Below are 18,236 nucleotides of genomic sequence, written 5' to 3'. Positions count from 1 at the left end.
ACTATATTGAAGCTTGGGGAAACCCTTATACAGATTTTGCCAATGCTACATTATTCGGAATAACTCAATGTCTTTAATACAGTTAAACTGGCTGAGTGTGGGAGTTGCACTAACGTTGTTTATCGTTTTATAGACCCCCTTCGCTTGCCCGTTTGGGAAATATGAACACCGCCTACACTAGGCGGTGTTCTTGTTTTCGTCACGAGATATTTCAACTCGTTAACTTGAACTCAGCCTGTCACGCCCATATCTTGTCTATACAGACCATGTTGCAAGGAAACCTTACATGCAATCACCATTTATTGTTGAGCTCAATGAGCAGAACTTCCGCCAAGTACTTGAAGAATCGATGCAAACACCTGTGCTTATTCACTTCTGGGCGCCAATGAGCCAAGAGAGTTCACAAGTGATACCTGAACTGCAAACACTTGCCCAACAATATAACGGCGCATTTACTCTGGCACTGCTTAACTGTGAGCAAGAACAGATGATTGCAAGTCAGTTTGGCGTTCAAGCCTTGCCTACGATTGCACTGTTTATGAATGGTCAACCCGTGGATGGACTGGGCGGCCCTCAGCCGATTTCAGCAATCCAAGAGATGCTGACTAAACACCTGCCAAGCCAAGACGAACGCAACCTACAACAAGCATTTGAGTGGATCCAAACAGGTAACCATGCACAAGCGCTACCGCTATTAGAATCATTAGATGCAGCGATTCAACAAAAAGGCGACGTTAAGTTGGCTCTTGCAGATTGCTACATTGAAGGAAAAGATTACCAGCAAGCGAGAGCGCTGCTTGACCACATCCCCCTTGAATACCAAGACAACTACTACAAAGGCTTAATTGCCAAACTCGATCTGCAAGCCCAAGCTGCAAATAGCCCTGAGATCCAGTTGCTGGAACAAGCACTAGAAGCAGCTCCAAACGATTTAAAGCTCACCAACGAACTCGCGCTCAGCTACCATCAGGTGAACAGAGATGAAGAGGCACTTGAATTACTAATGTCAGCACTAAAGGGCAACCTGAATGCCCTTGATGGTGAAATTAAAAAATCATTTATGGATATTCTTGCTGCTTTGGGACAGGGAAATACAATCGCCAGTAAATACCGCCGACAATTGTATTCAATGCTATATTAGTGCCCTCTAAATCATAAAATTAAAGTCGGTCATTCCGGCTTTTATTTTGTCAAAACTCGCCTTAAGTTCTCACTTATGCCATTGTTTCAGTCGTTCAATTAAGCAACAATTATAAAATGACTCTCATAAGGAACTCTAATATGGCTATTGATTCATTAATTACTATTGGCGTCTTCATCATCGTCGCCATTGCCTTAGTGGTGGCAGGAGTAAAAACTGTCCCTCAAGGCAATAACTGGACGGTTGAGCGCTTTGGACGTTATACACATACCCTAAAGCCAGGTCTTAACTTAATCATTCCGTTAATCGATCAAGTTGGACATAAAATCAACATGATGGAACGAGTGTTGGATATCCCCGCACAAGAGGTCATCTCCAAAGATAACGCCAACGTCACTATTGATGCAGTTTGTTTCGTTCAAGTCATTGATGCCTCGCAGGCTGCCTATGAAGTTAACGACCTCGAACATGCCATTCGTAATTTAACCCTAACAAACATCCGTACAGTGCTAGGCTCAATGGAACTCGATGAAATGCTTAGCCAGCGCGACATGATCAACACCAAGTTACTGGCAATCGTTGATGAAGCAACCAATCCTTGGGGTGTAAAAGTAACCCGTATTGAAATTAAAGACGTACAACCACCTGCCGATCTAACCGCAGCGATGAACGCGCAAATGAAAGCAGAGCGTAACAAACGCGCTGAGGTACTTGAAGCTGAAGGGGTTCGACAAGCAGAAATCTTGCGTGCAGAAGGTCATAAACAATCTGAGATTCTTAAAGCTGAGGGCGACAAACAAGCCGCTATACTTCAAGCAGAAGCTCGTGAACGTGCTGCCGAAGCGGAGGCTCGTGCGACCACAATGGTTTCTGAAGCGATCGCCAAAGGAGACATGCAAGCCGTCAATTACTTCATTGCTCAAGGTTATACCGAGGCTTTAAAATCAATTGGTCAGGCAGAAAACGGTAAGATTATCATGTTGCCTCTCGAAGCCGCTGGCTTGATGGGTTCGATCGCTGGTATCGCTGAAATGTTTAATCACAACAAACCTACAGACAAATAGAGGTTCAATTGCTGGAATTACTTGAAACTGTTAACTACTGGCATTGGCTGGCCTTGGGGCTTGTGCTGCTCGCTTTTGAACTGCTCGGCACCGCTGGCTACTTACTTTGGTTAGGTCTGTCCGCAATGGTGGTTGGGGCTCTGCTGACTTTGATACCCATGAGTTGGCAGTTGCAGTGGGTCTCGTTTGGCGTATTTTCCTTGGTAACCACATGGCTATGGTGGCGCAGGCAATTTAAAAGTGATAAGAGTAGCGATGCTCATCGTGATCTTAACCAGAAGCACAAACAGCTTATTGGGCAAACGGTTCGTTTAGAGCAAGATTTCCCTGCGGGTAAAGGTCGAGTAAAAGTCGGTGATACGACTTGGAGTGCTCAATCAGATTCATCTATTAATGCGGGTAAAATGGTACAAATAACGCAAGTAAAAGGAATTATCTTAACCATTAAACCAATTTAATATTCTAAAAGAGCACAACATCAGTATCAGCCATAAAATAGATTTAACTGGCTGATAGCGTAGTTCTTAACACAAAGTTATCTCTTATCCTAAGAGTAGTTACTTTATAGAGAAATAAGATGAGATAAGATCTGTTTTCTTTGTTCGACGCTAGCTTTGTTGTACCAGTAACCTAGCATTTGCAGAGCTTGACTCTCGCCTTCAGGAATCGAGATTGAAGCTTGCTTACGACCCTCAAATGCAATTTGTGCAAATTGATCGATATCCTCTGCGTTAGCTTGTTTGAGCCAGTATTCGAACATATTCGGCTCAGAGCTCTCTGAGACTAATTCAAGGGTAGATGTATTGCCAACTTCTGCAGTACTAACCGCCGAGGCGGTTGATGCGACGGCTAAACTTGGATGATGTTTTTTGTTAAATTTAGCAAGTTCTTTTTCATAGTCTCGGGTCAGACCACCCAAGTTTGGCAATTCCGCCAATTCAAACTCTATCTCTTCATTTTGCGCATTTTTCACAGAGAACTTAGGCGCTTCGTCAAACTCTTGCGCTTGTTCTACTCGCACAATTTTAGCGTTTGGTTCAATAAATAGTTCTTGATCAGTTTGATCAAAAGTTAAAACAAAGGCCTTAGAATTAAACTTTTCTTTTTCACCTAATTTTTCAACTAGTTTCGACACCCTTAGTACGATTTGATTATTACCATCTGGAAGCATGTATGAAGACTTGGCAAAAAAAGAGTATCCCACAGGATCTCCGCCAACTAACAGTGGTGAGATGTCAGAATGAAAATCAACACTTACCTCCGCTCGTGGAGCAAATGAAGCAATCATAGCACCAACAACAACCAAACTTCTTATTACCTTCATTTATCTATCTCCTTGAGTGAAAAGAGCATTCTTAAAAAGAATGCTCTTGATTGGGTATGGTTAAGAGTCTTTAACTTAGAAGTAGTATTCCATACCTAGCAAGATACGGTGTGCCCAATCACCATTGTAGCTATTGTCTTTGTTGTTGATTTCGTAGTTACGAGAATCAATGTACCAGTATGAGCTTGGTAGTAGGTAACCAAAACGTGCAGTAATTGCTGTATCAGCACTGTTGTCAATACCATCAGCATCATCTGTAGCAGCATAACCTGCTTTTAGAACGTACTTGCTATCAATTACGTATTGTGCAGTTGCAGAGTAAGCGTTCTGACCAACACTACCTACTTCCATCGCTTTGTATGCTGCTGTTAGCGTTAAGTCACCTAGGAATACAGAACCACCGATAATTGCGTAGTTACGGCTGTCAATTGTTTCTTTCTGAGTGCCGCCACCATTATTTTTCCATTCAGTCCAGTCTGGGTTTACTGAAACTTCATCATTTGCACCGGTAACGATGAACTTATCTGGCTCACCTGCAGCTTGCTCGTACGAACCTTGGTGGTAGTAACCAGCGTGAACGCTGAACGTATCAGTAGAGAAAGAGGTACCAACACTTGAGATCATCTGGTCAACATCTTGCGTCATGCCGCTAAGTGTTGCTTGGAAGTTAAAACCGCCAAAATTAGCAGAGTCAAAACGTAGAACACTGTCAGCACGGTCTTGGTAACCACCATTGATATCATTGTTCCAGTCAAATACGTTACCTAGACCTGGATTTGAGTGTGGCCAGTCTACGTAGTTATATGCAGCAACTAGCTGACGACCATATTTGAATTGACCAACGCCTTCAAACTCAAGACCAAGGTAAGTATCACGAGCACCTAGACCACCAGTTTTGTCGCTGTTGTTCGCGTTACCACCTTCTATCTGCCAAATAAAGTTTGGTGCAATATCATCAAACTCAACCACGCCACGGAAACCAATACGTGATTCGATTTCAGCACCAATACTTTCGCTATCACCAGCGTCGATTAGCGTGATGTTACCTGCTGCCTGACCGTAAAACTGAACTGCTTTACCAGCTAGCTCGATAGCTGCATTTGCCGAACCTGACATTGCAGCAGTAGCTACTGCAGCACCAAGAAGAGTACGTTTAAACATTTTGTCCATGGAAAAACTCCTAAAAATGGATATAGCTGTCTTATTTTTTCTCACCTTAAGTTGGCCGCCGAAGGGAGAAATCATTTCCTATCTGAGAGCTGCAAGTTAGTCATTAATTGTTAGCTCTCTATTTCCTGCATACACACCGTGTATCCATGGCTACAGACTAACTTCGCGGCAAAAAACATCAATCAGAACTTAATTTTCATATAAAAAAATATGACCAGCTACAAAGTTTTATCAAACGAGTGATCTAGATCGACAATAAGCATACACCGTTAATCAAAAAACAAATTAAAATATAAAAAACAGATACTTACATATAAAAAGTCAAAAATCACATTGAAGTGCATCGCATTTTTTTGTCAAAAGAAGATAAATTTCAATTTTATTGACAAGCTTCACAGACGCAAAAATACGCCAAACCTAGACAAAAAAACCCTATTAATTACAAACAAAAAAAAAGCCACCATAACGGTGGCTTTCATCATTTTTTCCAGTGTTACATTAAGGCAATTAAGTCTGCTTCTGTGCGAATTTCCACACCCAGTTCCTGCGCCTTCGCGAGCTTAGAGCCGGCGTTGTCGCCAGCAAAAAGAATATCTGTTTTCTTAGACACACTACCGGTCACTTTTGCGCCAAGCCCTTCTAAGGCGGCTTTTGCATCCGTTCTCGTTAGCTGCGACAACGATCCAGTTAATACAACTATCTTGCCAGCCAAAGGTTGAGGGGCACTTGAATCTTTCGCTTCAACATCTGGCCAATGAACACCTTGAGCACGCAGTTCATCTATCACCAGTTTGTTTTTATCCTGAGCAAAAAATGTCGTGATATGACTCGCAACAATGCCACCAATATCTTGAACTTCGATAAGTTCTTCATGACTCGCCGATTGCACCGCTTCCAATGATTTGAAATGTTGAGCTAGGTTTGCCGCCGTTGCCTCACCTACTTCACGGATCCCCAACGAATATAGGAATCGAGGCAATGTGGTGGCTTTGGCTTTAGATAACGCATCCACGATATTCTGCGCCGATTTTGGCCCCATTCGATCGAGCACGGTTATCACACCAGCAGAAAGTTTAAACAGATCAGCAGGAGTTTCGACCATCTCGCGATCCACAAGTTGCTCGATGACCTTTTCGCCTAAACCATCGACATCAAGCGCCTTTCTCGATACGAAGTGTTTAAGTGCTTCCTTACGTTGAGCCTGACACACTAAGCCGCCGCTACAGCGAGCAACAGCTTCACCTTCGACACGCTCAACAGCGGAGCCACATACTGGACAAAGGGTTGGAAACACGATCTCTTGAGCGTTTTGCGGACGGAGGTCTAAAACAATTGAGACAATCTGTGGAATAACATCGCCAGCTCGGCGAATGACAACACTATCACCAATTTTTACGCCTAGACGAGCGATTTCATCCGCGTTATGCAAAGTGGCATTGCTGACCGTAACACCACCGACAAAGACAGGTTCTAGTTTTGCTACTGGCGTAATGGCGCCAGTGCGTCCAACTTGGAACTCAACATCATTTAAAAGAGTAATTTCTTCTTGCGCAGGAAACTTGTAAGCAATGGCCCAGCGTGGAGCTCTAGCGACGAAGCCTAGTTGCTCTTGGATAGCAATATCATCCACTTTGATTACAACGCCATCAATTTCATACGGCAGTTGATCTCGGCGATTGAGAATATCGCGATAGTAATCCTTAACTTGATCGAGATTTGCTACCCGTCGAGTTTCTGGACACATCGGCAGCCCCCAGCCTTTTAATTGGAGAAATCGCTCGTAATGACTTTCTGATAATGACGTCCCCTCTACCACGCCCACGCTGTAGGCATAAAAGCTCAACGGGCGCTTAGCCGTAATGCGAGAATCAAGCTGACGTAAACTACCCGCTGCGGCATTGCGAGGATTAACAAAGACTTTGTCACCTTTCTTTAGTGCCTGTTCATTGAGCTTGGCAAAACCTTCTTTAGGCATAAACACTTCACCACGCACCTCAAGTCGCTCCGGCCAGCCTTCTCCTTGCAACTTCAAAGGGATCGCTTTAATCGTGCGCACATTTTCCGTGATGTTTTCTCCTGTGGCACCATCACCGCGAGTTGCCGCTTGGACAAATAGACCATTGACGTAGAGAAGACTCACCGCCAAGCCATCAAGCTTAGGCTCACAACAAAATGTGTCTATCTGAGTACCAGTGAGTCGATCAGACATACGCTTGTTAAACGCGTCAAGTTCGCCATCATCGAAAGCGTTGTCGAGAGATAGCATTGGGATCTCATGGCTGACAGAATCAAAGCCATCTAATGGAGCACCGCCAACACGCTGGCTTGGAGAGTCAAGTGTTACTAGGTCAGGATGCTGGGCCTCAATGTCCATCAGCTCGCGCATCAAGCGATCATACTCGGCATCTGGAATTTCGGGACTATCCTCTACGTAATACTTTACACCGTGATAATGCAGGCTTTCACGTAACTGGTTTAGTTTTTCTTGAATCTGTTGCGACATAACTAACTCTGATTTTTATCTAGTTTGAATTACAGACCGCATTGATATGCAGTACGGCAATTTAGTTGCCATGAAGTATGACCATGCCAGTACAAGTTATCAATAGCCTCAAGCTGTAATCAAAAATAATAAAGGCTCCATTTAGGAGCCTTAAAATTGCGGTTCGTGGTAACACCACTACGCTGTAGCGGCGGCCTTAAACTTTTGGATTTGAGCTTTGTAAGCATCGATACGATTTGGCGTCATTAAGTTTCTCGCATCGTCGAGTACATTCGCACCAAGATCGTCAGCAATTTGCTGTGCCGTTTTTAGCATCAGTTTGAAGTTTGGATCTGGGTCACCGTAACATGGTAGTGTCATAAAGAACGAGATGCCTTTTGTAGAAAACTCTGCTGGATCATCATGCTGCAACGTCCCTGGCTGCATCATATTGGCAACGCTAAATAACACTTTTCCAGTCCCAGAAAGATCTGCATGTCGGTGGAAAATATCCATCTCACCGTAAATTAGGCCATTCTGCTGCATACTTTCAAACAGTTTAGTGCCAATAAAAGGCTCATCACCCGAGCAGTGCACATTAAGCACAATCACTTCTAATGGCGCTTCTTCAACACGGTCTGCTTCTTTAACTTCCAAAGCTTCAGACTCGGCAGCTATTTCGATGCTCGTGTCGCCAATCGGTTCAATCTCATCCAACATTTGAGTTGAAATGGATGGTACCTCCAGCTCTAGCTCGTCTTCTCTCTTAGCAGGTTGCACAGGCTCTGCTTGCTCAAGATCTTGATAACTATCAATCAACGGATCCGCTATCACTTCATCCTGCGCAACAAATCCCGGCTCTTTACGCTCTTTTTTGATAATCTCGAAATCGTCTTCTGGAGCAAAGGCTCGTTCAGGTACTACGTCCGACTCTTCATTTTCGACATCTAACTTACCAAGTGGCTTACTTCCAAACTTGGTCTTACCTTCTTTTTTACTTGTCCATAAACCATGGAACAAAAGAGCGGCAATCGCTAATGCTCCAACAATTATGAGTACAAATCGCAGTTCCTGCATGTTTAGCTCTCATTTGTTCAATAAGACAATGCGATAACATTGCTTAGATTGAATCTGTTTAAACCTATATCTAAGTTACTCTACCAAAACTCTGGCCCGTTTTAGAACAACTTAATGTTAGAAGTTCTGATAATGTTGTGATTTTGAACACGCTTTTTTCTTGATAAGATAGAATACGTTCGTTTTTAAACCACTAAAAATCACTATGAATACACATATTCGACAGCGTTCTGGATTTGGCTATTTCTTTCATGGCTTGGAATTGGCGCTCACTCCTGGCATTCGCCAGTTTGTTGTTTTACCTCTGTTGGCCAATGTCCTACTGGTCGGTGGTGCCCTATTTTATCTTTTCTCTCACCTAGATATGTGGATTGAGCAGTTGCTAGGGCAATTGCCAGAGTTTCTTTCTTGGTTGAGCTACCTTTTATGGCCTTTGCTTGTGTTAACTATACTGGCTACGTTTTCATACTTTTTTAGTACTCTAGCAAACTTCATCGCAGCTCCCTTTAATGGGCTTCTGGCTGAAAAAGTAGAAGTTTACCTCACTGGACATAAAGTTAATGACGATGGAATGCTGGCGGTAGTGAAAGATACACCAAGGATCCTTGCGCGTGAATGGCGCAAGTTGGTCTATGTCCTGCCAAAGGCAATTGGTTTATTTTTGCTCCTGCTCATCCCAGCTCTAGGCCAAACAATGGGTCCGATACTCTGGTTTATATTTACAGCTTGGATTTTAGCGATTCAGTATTGTGACTACCCGTTTGACAATCACAAAGTCTCCTTTAACGAGATGCGTTACAATTTGAAACAAAAACAAGGGAAGGCATATAGCTTTGGCGCACTGGTGTCGGTATTTACGACGATTCCTATCTTAAACCTTATTGTTATGCCTATTGCCGTATGCGGTGCCACGTCGATGTGGGTGGCGGAGTTTAAGAAGTAGAGGCGAGAGGCGAGAGGCGAGAGGCGAGAGGCGAGAGGCGAGAGGCGAGAGGCGAGAGGCGAGAGGCGAGAATATTATCTCTGCGCAGGGACAAGTTATGTCAATGCCTTTGCACTAAAGGTTCTATCAACTCACTCCCCGCCCACACCTCTCGCAGGGCGGAGCCCGATCTAAACTCTCTCAGCAAGAAGTCCAGTCTCGGAGCGACGCGTTCTTTAGGGCGGAGCCCGCTCCTTCCTCTCACCCTTTCATATCATATAACTATTTAATCCTTTTCTCATTTTTCAAGCTGTCCTAATCTCTACCCAATAAATTATCTCCATACATACTTCTGTTTGATAACTATCAAGCAGACCGAAACAAAGATGAAGGATCACACCATGAGCAAAATCTACGAAGACAATTCTCAAACTATTGGTAACACTCCTCTAGTACGCCTAAACAAAGTAAGTAACGGTAAGGTGTTAGCGAAAATCGAAGCACGTAACCCGAGCTTCAGCGTTAAATGTCGTATCGGTGCAAACATGATTTGGGAAGCAGAAAAGGCTGGTACTCTTAAACCAGGCGTAGAGCTTGTTGAACCAACGAGTGGTAACACTGGTATTGCTCTAGCCTTCGTTGCAGCAGCTCGTGGTTACAAACTGACTCTTACAATGCCTGAGTCAATGAGTCTAGAACGTCGTAAGCTGCTAAAAGCTCTAGGTGCAAACTTAGAACTGACTGAAGCAGCAAAAGGGATGAAAGGGGCAATTGCTAAAGCAGAAGAAATTGTTGCTAGCAATCCTGATAAGTACTTGCTTCTTCAGCAATTCAACAACCCAGCAAACCCGCAGGTTCACGAAAAAACAACCGGACCTGAGATTTGGGATGCCACTGACGGTCAAATTGACGTATTCGTTGCGGGTGTTGGTACTGGCGGTACTATCACAGGTACGAGCCGTTACATTAAGGGCGAAAAAGGCAAGAACATTGTCTCTGTTGCGGTAGAGCCAGCTGAATCTCCAGTTATCGCTCAAGCGCTAGCGGGTGACGAAATCCAGCCTGCACCACACAAAATTCAGGGTATCGGTGCTGGTTTCATTCCAGGAAACCTCGATTTAGAGATAATTGACCGTGTTGAAGCCGTGACTTCTGATGAAGCGATTGCGATGGCTCGTCGCCTAATGGAAGAGGAAGGTATCCTAGCGGGTATCTCTTCTGGCGCGGCAGTGGTTGCAGCCAACCGCCTTGCAGAACTTCCTGAATTTGAAGGAAAAACCATCGTTACTATCCTACCAAGTTCAGGTGAACGTTACTTGAGCACGGCCCTATTTGCTGGCATTTTTACTGAGAAAGAGAACCAACAGTAATATGTGTCGAAATCAATTTTTCGTCTAAAAAAGCCCCATTCAGGGGCTTTTTTGTTGATCCCTGCCTCACCTTTGGTAATATCAGGACTGTTTTATTTCTAGCTTCAAAATAAAAGCCAGATAAGAATTCATCTCAATTGCGAATGACAGCAAAGATTGAAAGCGCAATTGTTAAATTTACAACCAGTATCACTTATAACACGAATTGAACGTTCTGCAACTAGCGGAATACTATAATTGGAGTTAAGCTGATTCTGGTTAAGAAACTATCAAAATATAAATCAATTGGGGTATATAACATGTACGAGAAGCAAGTAGAAATCACTGCAGAAAACGGCCTTCACACTCGTCCAGCTGCACAGTTCGTAAAAGAAGCTAAAGCATTCGACGCGGACATCACTGTGACTTCTAACGGCAAAAGCGCTAGCGCGAAGAGCCTTTTCAAGCTACAAACTCTTGGCCTAGTTAAAGGTACAGTAGTTTCTATCTCAGCTGAGGGCCCACAAGCTCAACAAGCTGTTGACCACCTAGTTGCTCTAATGGATCAACTACACTAATTCGGTCTCCTATTTTCAAAGCCATTTTGCCAACGCAAAATGGCTTTGTTGGAAATAGGCCAAAATATAAGCTACAACTATTCGTTAGCGCACTCATTATCTCCCGTTTTAAAGTTGACCAATTTAAGGTAAGGCTATGATTTCAGGCATCCTAGCATCTCCTGGTATTGCTATCGGTAAAGCACTACTACTTCAAGAAGATGAAATTGTCCTAAACACAAACACCATTTCTGATGATCAAGTTGAAGCAGAAGTTGCGCGTTTCTATGACGCTCGCAACAAATCATCTGCTCAGTTAGAAACTGTTAAGCAAAAAGCACTTGAAACCTTCGGTGAAGAGAAAGAAGCGATCTTTGAAGGTCATATCATGCTTCTTGAAGACGAAGAGCTAGAGGAAGAAATCCTAGCACTGATTAAAAATGACAAGATGCACGCTGATAACGCGATCTACACGGTTATCGAAGAGCAAGCATCGGCGCTAGAATCTCTAGACGACGAATATCTAAAAGAGCGAGCAACTGATATCCGTGATATCGGCTCTCGTTTTGTTAAAAATGCTCTAGGCATCAACATTGTTTCACTAAGCGATATTAACGAACAAGTGATCCTAGTCGCTTACGACCTAACACCATCTGAAACTGCGCAAATCAACCTAGACTACGTTCTTGGTTTCGCTTGTGACATCGGTGGTCGTACTTCTCACACATCTATCATGGCTCGTTCTCTTGAACTTCCAGCTATCGTTGGTACTAACGACATCACATCGCGCGTTAAGAACGGCGATATGCTGATTCTTGATGCGATGAACAACAAGATCGTTATCAACCCATCAGAAGCTGAGCTAGAAGAAGCAAAAGCAGTTAAGGCCGCTTTCATCGCAGAGAAAGAAGAACTGGCTAAACTGAAAGATCTACACGCCGAGACTCTAGACGGTCACCGTGTAGAAGTTTGCGGTAACATCGGTACTGTTAAAGACTGTGACGGTATCATCCGTAACGGTGGTGAAGGCGTAGGTCTGTACCGTACTGAATTCCTATTTATGGACCGTGATGCCCTACCAACGGAAGATGAGCAATACCAAGCTTACAAAGAAGTAGCTGAAGCTATGAACGGTGAGTCAGTGATCATCCGTACTATGGATATCGGTGGCGATAAAGATCTGCCGTACATGGATCTTCCTCAAGAGATGAACCCGTTCCTAGGCTGGCGTGCAGTGCGTATCAGCTTAGATCGTCGTGAAATCCTACGTGATCAGCTACGTGGTATCCTACGCGCATCTGCGCACGGTAAACTGCGCATCATGTTCCCAATGATTATCTCTGTTGAAGAAATCCGTGAACTGAAAAACGCTATCGAAGAGTACAAAGCTGAACTACGTGCAGAAGGTCTTGCATTCGACGAAAACATCGAAATCGGTGTAATGGTTGAAACACCAGCAGCAGCAGCGATTGCACACCACCTAGCAAAAGAAGTGGCTTTCTTCTCTATCGGTACTAACGACCTAACTCAATACACGCTAGCCGTTGACCGTGGTAACGAGATGATTTCTCACCTATACAACCCACTGTCTCCAGCTGTACTAACCGTGATCAAGCAAGTTATCGATGCATCTCACGCTGAAGGTAAGTGGACTGGTATGTGTGGTGAGCTTGCGGGCGATGAGCGCGCTACGCTACTTCTACTAGGCATGGGCTTAGATGAGTTCTCTATGAGCGGTATCTCTATCCCTAAAGTGAAGAAAGTTATTCGTAGCTCTAACTTCGCAGAAGTGAAAGCGATGGCGGAAGAAGCTCTATCCCTACCAACTGCAGCTGAGATCGAAGCAGTTGTTGAGAAATTCATCGCAGAGAAAACTCAATAACCAACTAATTCCAATGAGATAGACGGTAAAAAAAGTCGTCTATCTCTCTATATTGGTATACTATAATTCGACAGAATTAAATGAAAACGTTAGGAGCATGACACAATGGGTCTGTTTGACAAACTTAAGAAGCTAGTATCTGACGATAGCGCTGACGCTGGTGCAATCGAAATCATCGCACCTCTATCTGGTGAAATCGTAAACATCGAAGATGTGCCAGATGTTGTTTTTGCTGAAAAAATCGTTGGTGATGGTATTGCTATCAAACCTGCTGGTAACAAAATGGTAGCTCCTGTAAACGGTACTATCGGTAAGATCTTCGAAACGAACCACGCGTTCTCTATCGAATCTGACGATGGTGTAGAGCTATTTGTTCACTTCGGTATCGACACTGTTGAGCTGAAAGGTGAAGGCTTCAAGCGTATCGCTGAAGAAGGTCAAGCAGTGAAAGCTGGCGACACTATCATTGAGTTCGATCTAGCACTACTTGAAGAGAAAGCAAAGTCTACTCTTACTCCAGTTGTTATCTCTAACATGGACGAAATCAAAGAGCTGAACAAGCTTTCTGGTTCTGTAACTGTTGGTGAAACTCCAGTTCTACGTGTAACTAAGTAATTTTTACTTAGCTAGATATTAAAAAACGCAGCCGATGGCTGCGTTTTTTTTTGCTTATCTTGTTACTTCAACCCCAAGGCATATTTCAGCACTTGAGTTTTCAGAGGTCCAGCATTCTCAGCGACCTTAAGTGCCGCATTTCTTAACAGTTTAAGCGGCGCAAAATCATTGCTGAAACCCTTATAGAAAAAATCCATCCCGGATTGCATTAGCAAGTTGTCATAACGCCTATTACGTTCATATTGCACAAGTAAGGATTGAGTTAATACCTCGTGATTTTGAGTGGCCGTCAGCAGCGCTTCGACATCTTTAAATCCAAGATTCACACCCTGTCCAGCTAATGGATTGATAGTATGTGCAGAATCACCGACTAACACACAGCCTAATGCAGAATAGCGTTGAGCATGACGGCGCGTTAACGGAAACGAACCGTATTGAAGCACTTCGATATCACCCAATTCCGCAGGAAAGTAAGCCAATACTTCTTCTCGAAGTTGTGCTGGCGTCATCGCGCATAACTGCCTGATACGCTTTGGGGAATCATACCAAACCAGTGAGCCTTGATTGCCACATAATGGCAAAAAGGAACGAGGGCCTGATGGGGTGAACTGTTGCCACGTAATATCTTGCTGTTCGATCTCAGTTTTGACGTTGATTAGCATACAGTGCTGGCGGTAATCCCACGCGGTAACCCCTATCCCCGCTAAATCACGAACCTTTGAATTCGCTCCATCAGCGCCAACCACCAAATCAACCACCAGTTCTTCTCCCGAGCTGAGAGTCACTTTCGATACTTCACCAAACTCAATATCAGATAAGGTATCTGGACAGCATAAACTAATATTCGAGTAGTGGGAGAACTGAGCCCACAGTCCAAGCTGAATCAGGCGATTTTCAACAATATAGCCCAGACGGTCCATACCAAGTTCGTCGCAATGAAAACGGGTTCGGCACTCAGGATGCTCCCACGTCTCTAAACGGCGGTATGGACACACGCGCATTTGCGATGTCGTATGCCAAGCCCCAAGCTCACGCAAAATATCGACCGAATGCTGTGATATCGCAGAAACACGTATATCCATAGGTTGCTCAGGGGAGAACTCTTCAGGTGCTGTGCCTTCGACAACAACTACCTTCCGCCCCTGTTTAGCGAAGCCCACTGCAACTGCAGCTCCAACCATACCACCACCGATAACTGCGACATCAAATCTGCTCATATTTTGCACTTCAATTACTTGATAAATTGACTGTTTTTTATTGTACGTTTTCATTACCAAAATGTAACGAAAAACCTTACCCACTATCAGGGCAAACCCCTTGCGCAATATGGGGTTTAACTGTTTTTGCACCAACACTAGTCAGTAGGTTTTTAAAGCAGTACAATACGCGGCTTACCGCCGAGATGGCGGCTAAAATAAGGTCACCCAAGCATGTAGATGCGAGTGACTCACTGGAAATATTGGGCGATTTGCTCCCTTAATTTAAACTAACGATCGAGCGAACAACATGAGTAAAAAACTGCTAATTAAAACCTGGGGCTGCCAGATGAATGAATACGATTCGTCTAAAATGGCGGATCTACTGAACGCGGCTAACGGCTATGAGCTGACAGAAGAACCAGAAGAAGCAGACGTGTTATTACTTAATACCTGTTCTATCCGCGAAAAAGCGCAAGAGAAGGTATTCCACCAGCTAGGTCGTTGGAAAACCCTAAAAGACAAAAAACCAGGTGTTGTGATTGGTGTTGGTGGCTGTGTAGCAACACAGGAAGGCGACCACATTCGCGAACGTGCACCATTTGTAGACGTAATTTTTGGTCCTCAAACACTTCACCGCTTACCAGAGATGATTAAACAGTCTCAACTGGATGAAGCACCGGTGATGGACATTTCATTCCCTGAGATTGAAAAGTTTGACCGTCTTCCAGAACCACGTGCAGAAGGCGCAACTGCTTTCGTTTCAATCATGGAAGGCTGTTCTAAATACTGTACTTACTGTGTAGTGCCATACACTCGTGGCGAAGAAGTTAGCCGTCCAATGGATGATGTTCTGTTTGAAATTGCTCAACTGGCTGACCAAGGCGTGCGTGAAGTTAACCTACTGGGTCAAAACGTTAACGCTTACCGTGGTCCGATGCACGATGGTGAAATCTGCTCATTTGCTGAACTGCTTCGTCTTGTCGCATCGATTGATGGTATTGACCGTATCCGCTTTACTACTAGTCACCCACTAGAGTTTACTGATGACATCATTGCGGTATACGAGGACACACCAGAGCTAGTAAGTTTCTTGCACCTACCAGTGCAGAGCGGTAGCGACCGTATTCTTACGATGATGAAACGTCCACACACGGCGATTGAGTACAAGTCAATCATCCGTAAGCTACGTAAAGCGCGTCCTGACATTCAAATCAGCTCAGACTTTATTGTTGGTTTCCCAGGCGAAACGGCAAAAGATCATCAAGATACAATGAAGTTAATTAAAGACGTTGATTTTGATATGAGCTTCAGCTTTATCTTCTCACCGCGCCCAGGTACGCCTGCGGCAGACTATCCATGTGATGTTCCAGAGCAAGAGAAGAAAGAGCGTCTATATGAACTACAGCAAACCATTAATGCTCAAGCAATGCGTTACTCTCGCTTAATGCTTGGTACTGAGCAACGTGTTCTTGTTGAAGGTCCTTCTAAGAAGAACCTAATGGAGTTACGTGCTCGTACAGAGAACAACCGAGTGGTTAACTTTGAAGGTAGTGCGGATCTTATCGGTCAATTTGTTGATGTTAAGATCACTGACGTATTCGCTAACTCTCTTCGTGGTGAGCTAGTGCGTACAGAGAAAGAGATGGATCTGCGTACAGTCATTTCACCGACTCAAATGATGGCGAAAACCAAGCGTGAAGATGAGTTAGGTGTAGCAACATTTACACCTTAATTACGACTCTTCGCCACTAGAAGCTTGAAAATACCTCTCTAAGTGACCATCTTAGAAATAGGTATCGTAACCATTCGAAGCCCGGTCTAAATCGGGCTTCATGGCAATGGTCAAATATGAGAGGCAACTTTGAGCACGAAAATCGTTACGCTAGAAATCAATCTAGAACCTTCTGACAACCGCCGTTTAGCCAGTCTTTGTGGTCCTTTCGACGACAACATTAAACATCTTGAACGCCGCCTAGGTGTTGAAATCAGCTACCGTGGCAACTTCTTTACCATCGTTGGCAAACCACATACTTCCGCGGCCGCCTTGGAAATCATCAAAACACTGTATGTGAATACTGCGCCAGTCCGCGGCAACATTCCCGATATCGAACCTGATGAGATCCACTTAGCGATCAAAGAGACTGGTGTTCTAGAGCAAAATGTAGAATCCAGTATTGAACATGGCAAAGAAGTGTTCATTAAGACCAAGAAAGGGGTGATCAAACCTCGTACTCCAAATCAGGGACAGTATCTGGTCAATATGGTCACTCATGATATTTCATTTGGCGTTGGTCCAGCGGGTACGGGTAAAACCTATCTTGCTGTTGCCGCAGCCGTTGATGCGCTAGAGCGACAAGAAATTCGTCGAATCCTGCTGACTCGACCTGCTGTCGAAGCGGGTGAAAAGCTCGGTTTCCTTCCGGGAGATCTCAGCCAGAAAGTCGACCCTTACCTTCGTCCACTTTACGATGCTCTATTCGAAATGCTCGGATTCGAAAAGGTTGAAAAACTGATTGAACGAAACGTTATCGAAGTCGCCCCACTTGCCTATATGCGTGGTCGAACTTTAAATGATGCGTTTATTATTCTCGATGAAAGCCAGAACACCACTGTAGAACAGATGAAAATGTTCCTCACTCGTATCGGCTTCAACTCTCGAGCGGTGATCACTGGCGATATTACTCAGATCGACTTACCTCGTGGTGCCAAGTCTGGTCTGCGCCATGCCATTGAAGTTTTGAGCGACGTCGAGGAAATCAGCTTTAACTTTTTCCAATCTGACGACGTCGTTCGTCACCCAGTTGTGGCACGCATTGTTAATGCCTACGAGAAATGGGAAGCTCAAGACCAAAAAGAGCGCAAAGAATATGAGAAACGTCGCCGCGAAGAGCGTGAAGCAAAACTTATTGAAGCCCAAGTTGCAGCTGCACCTCAACCTGAAGTGACAACAGAGAGCAAACAGTGATGACAATCGAACTTGATCTACAATTAGCTGTCGAAGATGAAAGCGGCTTACCAAACACTGAAGATTTTCAACTTTGGTTAAGCTCATCCGTTACCAAGTTTCAGCCTCAAGCTGAAGTGACCGTTCGAATTGTTGACGAGCAAGAGAGCCAGCAGCTCAATAGCGACTACCGTGGAAAAGACAAACCGACTAATGTGCTGTCTTTTCCTTTCGAAGCGCCACCAGGAATCGATATCGACCTACTTGGCGATTTAATCATCTGCCGTCAGGTTGTAGAACGTGAAGCCATCGAGCAAAACAAGCCTTTAATGGCTCACTGGGCGCATATGGTTGTACATGGTAGTCTGCATCTGCTAGGTTATGATCATATCGAAGATGACGAAGCCGAAGAGATGGAGTCACTCGAAACTGAAATTATGCAAGAGATGGGATTTGATGATCCATATCTTGCTGAAAAAGAGTAGTCAAGACTCAACCGGAACCAGCAAG

General features: G+C 44.2%; 16 protein-coding genes. 11 read left to right on the top strand and 5 right to left on the bottom strand.

Going from position 1 to position 18,236, the window contains the following annotated elements; translation table 11 throughout:
* Positions 1-286 precede the first annotated feature (286 nt).
* The 3 genes from QTN94_RS03605 (at position 287) to QTN94_RS03595 (ending at position 2,663) form a co-directional block, all read left to right on the top strand.
* The gene (locus QTN94_RS03605) at positions 287-1,141 is read left to right on the top strand and encodes a co-chaperone YbbN (RefSeq protein ID WP_331426902.1); all 855 of its coding nucleotides are present in this window, start codon (positions 287-289) and stop codon (positions 1,139-1,141) included.
* 140 nt (positions 1,142-1,281) lie between these two features.
* On the top strand, positions 1,282-2,205 hold the full coding sequence (locus QTN94_RS03600; protein WP_331416072.1) for an SPFH domain-containing protein: 924 nt from the start codon (positions 1,282-1,284) through the stop codon (positions 2,203-2,205).
* An 8-nt stretch (positions 2,206-2,213) separates the two neighbouring features.
* Complete coding sequence (locus tag QTN94_RS03595) at positions 2,214-2,663, top strand: NfeD family protein (protein ID WP_331426901.1); 450 nt, start codon at positions 2,214-2,216, stop codon at positions 2,661-2,663.
* Positions 2,664-2,767: 104 nt separating this feature from the next.
* On the opposite strand, the gene QTN94_RS03590 is transcribed toward QTN94_RS03595, so the two are convergent.
* From QTN94_RS03590 to zipA, 4 genes are all read right to left on the bottom strand, one after another.
* Positions 2,768-3,529 (bottom strand): YccT family protein, encoded by a 762-nt coding sequence (locus QTN94_RS03590; RefSeq protein ID WP_331426900.1) that lies wholly within the window; start codon positions 3,527-3,529, stop codon positions 2,768-2,770.
* A 75-nt stretch (positions 3,530-3,604) separates the two neighbouring features.
* Positions 3,605-4,699 carry a porin gene (locus QTN94_RS03585; protein ID WP_331426899.1) on the bottom strand — a complete coding sequence of 365 codons (1,095 nt, stop codon included), beginning with the start codon at positions 4,697-4,699 and terminating at the stop codon, positions 3,605-3,607.
* A 493-nt stretch (positions 4,700-5,192) separates the two neighbouring features.
* Positions 5,193-7,202, bottom strand: a complete 2,010-nt coding sequence (ligA, locus tag QTN94_RS03580; RefSeq protein WP_331426898.1) for an NAD-dependent DNA ligase LigA — start codon at positions 7,200-7,202, stop codon at positions 5,193-5,195.
* Between the two features lie 177 nt (positions 7,203-7,379).
* Complete coding sequence (gene zipA / locus QTN94_RS03575) at positions 7,380-8,258, bottom strand: cell division protein ZipA (protein ID WP_331426897.1); 879 nt, start codon at positions 8,256-8,258, stop codon at positions 7,380-7,382.
* Positions 8,259-8,463: 205 nt separating this feature from the next.
* On the opposite strand from zipA, the gene cysZ reads away from it, so the two are divergent.
* From cysZ to crr, 5 genes are all read left to right on the top strand, one after another.
* Positions 8,464-9,201: a sulfate transporter CysZ gene (gene cysZ / locus QTN94_RS03570; protein WP_331426896.1), complete on the top strand. Its 738-nt coding sequence runs from the start codon at positions 8,464-8,466 to the stop codon at positions 9,199-9,201.
* Positions 9,202-9,581: 380 nt separating this feature from the next.
* The gene (cysK, locus tag QTN94_RS03565) at positions 9,582-10,550 is read left to right on the top strand and encodes a cysteine synthase A (protein ID WP_331416078.1); all 969 of its coding nucleotides are present in this window, start codon (positions 9,582-9,584) and stop codon (positions 10,548-10,550) included.
* 299 nt (positions 10,551-10,849) lie between these two features.
* Positions 10,850-11,107 carry an HPr family phosphocarrier protein gene (locus QTN94_RS03560; protein ID WP_004415108.1) on the top strand — a complete coding sequence of 86 codons (258 nt, stop codon included), beginning with the start codon at positions 10,850-10,852 and terminating at the stop codon, positions 11,105-11,107.
* 136 nt (positions 11,108-11,243) lie between these two features.
* The gene (ptsI, locus tag QTN94_RS03555) at positions 11,244-12,968 is read left to right on the top strand and encodes a phosphoenolpyruvate-protein phosphotransferase PtsI (protein WP_331426895.1); all 1,725 of its coding nucleotides are present in this window, start codon (positions 11,244-11,246) and stop codon (positions 12,966-12,968) included.
* Between the two features lie 105 nt (positions 12,969-13,073).
* Positions 13,074-13,583, top strand: a complete 510-nt coding sequence (gene crr, locus QTN94_RS03550) for a PTS glucose transporter subunit IIA (RefSeq protein WP_138973394.1) — start codon at positions 13,074-13,076, stop codon at positions 13,581-13,583.
* 62 nt (positions 13,584-13,645) lie between these two features.
* On the opposite strand, the gene QTN94_RS03545 is transcribed toward crr, so the two are convergent.
* Positions 13,646-14,800, bottom strand: coding sequence for a 2-octaprenyl-3-methyl-6-methoxy-1,4-benzoquinol hydroxylase (locus QTN94_RS03545; RefSeq protein WP_331426893.1), 1,155 nt, complete (start codon positions 14,798-14,800; stop codon positions 13,646-13,648).
* Between the two features lie 289 nt (positions 14,801-15,089).
* Here QTN94_RS03545 and miaB point away from each other — a divergent pair, with 289 nt between their 5' ends.
* The 3 genes from miaB to ybeY all read left to right on the top strand — a co-directional run bounded on the left by miaB (position 15,090) and on the right by ybeY (position 18,211).
* Positions 15,090-16,514 (top strand): tRNA (N6-isopentenyl adenosine(37)-C2)-methylthiotransferase MiaB, encoded by a 1,425-nt coding sequence (miaB, locus tag QTN94_RS03540; protein WP_331426892.1) that lies wholly within the window; start codon positions 15,090-15,092, stop codon positions 16,512-16,514.
* A 129-nt stretch (positions 16,515-16,643) separates the two neighbouring features.
* The gene (locus QTN94_RS03535) at positions 16,644-17,747 is read left to right on the top strand and encodes a PhoH family protein (RefSeq protein WP_269378073.1); all 1,104 of its coding nucleotides are present in this window, start codon (positions 16,644-16,646) and stop codon (positions 17,745-17,747) included.
* Positions 17,747-18,211, top strand: coding sequence for an rRNA maturation RNase YbeY (gene ybeY, locus QTN94_RS03530; protein ID WP_331426891.1), 465 nt, complete (start codon positions 17,747-17,749; stop codon positions 18,209-18,211). The genes QTN94_RS03535 and ybeY overlap by 1 nt, the downstream gene beginning before the upstream one ends.
* Positions 18,212-18,236 lie beyond the last annotated feature (25 nt).

The organism is Vibrio sp. M250220, assembly GCF_036533795.1.
Taxonomy (GTDB): Bacteria; Pseudomonadota; Gammaproteobacteria; order Enterobacterales; family Vibrionaceae; genus Vibrio.
Note: the sequence above shows the minus strand (reverse complement) of the source record. Positions and strands in the feature narration are given on the sequence as shown.